The organism is Thermogymnomonas acidicola, from assembly GCF_014646795.1.
Taxonomy (GTDB): Archaea; Thermoplasmatota; Thermoplasmata; order Thermoplasmatales; family Thermoplasmataceae; genus Thermogymnomonas; species Thermogymnomonas acidicola.
This window is the reverse complement of sequence record NZ_BMNY01000001.1, coordinates 1,151,284-1,153,754: the sequence shown is the minus strand read 5'-3', so window position 1 is coordinate 1,153,754 and position 2,471 is coordinate 1,151,284. Positions and strand designations below refer to the sequence as shown.

1 CRISPR repeat array is annotated in these 2,471 nt (G+C 37.3%).

What is annotated here, in order from left to right:
- Window positions 1-2,445: direct repeats of the CRISPR family, unit length 29 nt; unit sequence GTAAAATAGAACCTAAGTAGGATTGAAAG.
- Window positions 2,446-2,471: the final 26 nt, after the last annotated feature.

Sequence of the window (2,471 nt, the reverse complement as noted above, 5' to 3'; positions counted from 1 at the left end):
GTAAAATAGAACCTAAGTAGGATTGAAAGATGTGGAAATATAAATATTCCTATAAATTCAAAAGGGTAAAATAGAACCTAAGTAGGATTGAAAGCCTGAATAAAAATCAGGTCGTCAATGACCCATTCGGTAAAATAGAACCTAAGTAGGATTGAAAGTTCTCGTACAAGGGTGAGATGCGGGCAATCGTTTTTAGGTAAAATAGAACCTAAGTAGGATTGAAAGGAACTCACCTGCATCCATCAGTAAGGCCTATTTATCGAGTAAAATAGAACCTAAGTAGGATTGAAAGATGGGCTTTATAAGGACACGTACACCGGCGACGAGTGTAAAATAGAACCTAAGTAGGATTGAAAGAGAGTGTGGGTATGCTATAGATGCGGGTCGGAGGAGTAAAATAGAACCTAAGTAGGATTGAAAGTTTCCAGTTAAAATCATAAACTATTTTGTTATCCATGTAAAATAGAACCTAAGTAGGATTGAAAGTAGTATAATCCATCCATGTATTGAGTTGTGGGTAAAGTAAAATAGAACCTAAGTAGGATTGAAAGATGCTGTGAATATATATCGGCTATCTGCTCGTCTGTGTAAAATAGAACCTAAGTAGGATTGAAAGTTAAGCTGTTTTTTATCGATTTTATCGACCTCCATGTAAAATAGAACCTAAGTAGGATTGAAAGCCGTCTTCTCTCTGATACCCAGATACATATATTTTTCGTAAAATAGAACCTAAGTAGGATTGAAAGGATTATGCTGGCACATTTTTGAAGGATACTGAAAAAGTAAAATAGAACCTAAGTAGGATTGAAAGGTAGAGCCATTCGAGGAGGAGATTGAGATAAAGCTGGTAAAATAGAACCTAAGTAGGATTGAAAGATCCTGTAATTGTCCCGGAGACCCGGTAACGTCCGAGTAAAATAGAACCTAAGTAGGATTGAAAGAATGCACAAGGGCAAAAAACCCTTTCGGTTCAATTCGGTAAAATAGAACCTAAGTAGGATTGAAAGCTTTGCATCCACGGCGAGGATTTTGGCAGGCTATCCGGTAAAATAGAACCTAAGTAGGATTGAAAGAACGCCGTGAGCGGCACCTATTCCTCCGCCGGTGCAGGAGTAAAATAGAACCTAAGTAGGATTGAAAGATCCTCCTTAGCCTCCTCAATCTCCTGTTTGATATCCGTAAAATAGAACCTAAGTAGGATTGAAAGGAAAAGAAAAACGAGAGGAAAAAGAAGACAAGAGGAGTAAAATAGAACCTAAGTAGGATTGAAAGAATTCTATTGCCCTTTTGAGAGATTTGTTTTTAGCTAGTAAAATAGAACCTAAGTAGGATTGAAAGTGTTTATATTTCCCAAAAATGTATCTCGTAAGATAGTAAAATAGAACCTAAGTAGGATTGAAAGGCAATCTTAGGTACATTAGTTGCTATTGCACCACCTATGTAAAATAGAACCTAAGTAGGATTGAAAGTCGCAGTGAAAAGGAAGTATATTTGAAAGAAGAAGTAAAATAGAACCTAAGTAGGATTGAAAGGGGTGCAGTCGATCGAATGAATGAAAAATCGAAAAAGGTAAAATAGAACCTAAGTAGGATTGAAAGTCGAGGGAATTGCCGGCCGGGACGAGGACGGGGGTGGTAAAATAGAACCTAAGTAGGATTGAAAGTTGAAATAGTTAAAGGTATCTATAAAATGAATATTCGTAAAATAGAACCTAAGTAGGATTGAAAGCAGGATTAGGACGAAAAAGAAATCAGTTGAGAGGTGTAAAATAGAACCTAAGTAGGATTGAAAGGTAGGGCTTTCTTTTCCATTCGGGAAATTTCTTTCGTAAAATAGAACCTAAGTAGGATTGAAAGTCATAAGACCACCCCCCAATTTAAAAAAATTTCAGGTAAAATAGAACCTAAGTAGGATTGAAAGTGACTTCGTCCAGCAGTCCCGGCTATTCCTATATAGTAAAATAGAACCTAAGTAGGATTGAAAGCTTAACGAGGCACTTTATTATTGGGGTGCAATTGAGTAAAATAGAACCTAAGTAGGATTGAAAGATTGGAGAACGGCCTAGGAATAATCTTAAGGTTGAGGGGTAAAATAGAACCTAAGTAGGATTGAAAGCCATTTTTTATTTATATCTTTTGTCGCACACAGACGCGTAAAATAGAACCTAAGTAGGATTGAAAGGGGCCTGCTTGCGTTGGCCGTTGCCAGCCTCATGGTAGTAAAATAGAACCTAAGTAGGATTGAAAGGGAACAATCGGCGCTCTCGATAATCGCTTTAATTTCTGGTAAAATAGAACCTAAGTAGGATTGAAAGCCACCGTCGAGCGATACCTCGCCAGGCTTCATAGGGGTAAAATAGAACCTAAGTAGGATTGAAAGCATGGAGATGGCCGCAATCCTAAATATATTCGAATAGGTAAAATAGAACCTAAGTAGGATTGAAAGAAGCTAATATGATGAAAGGCATTTAC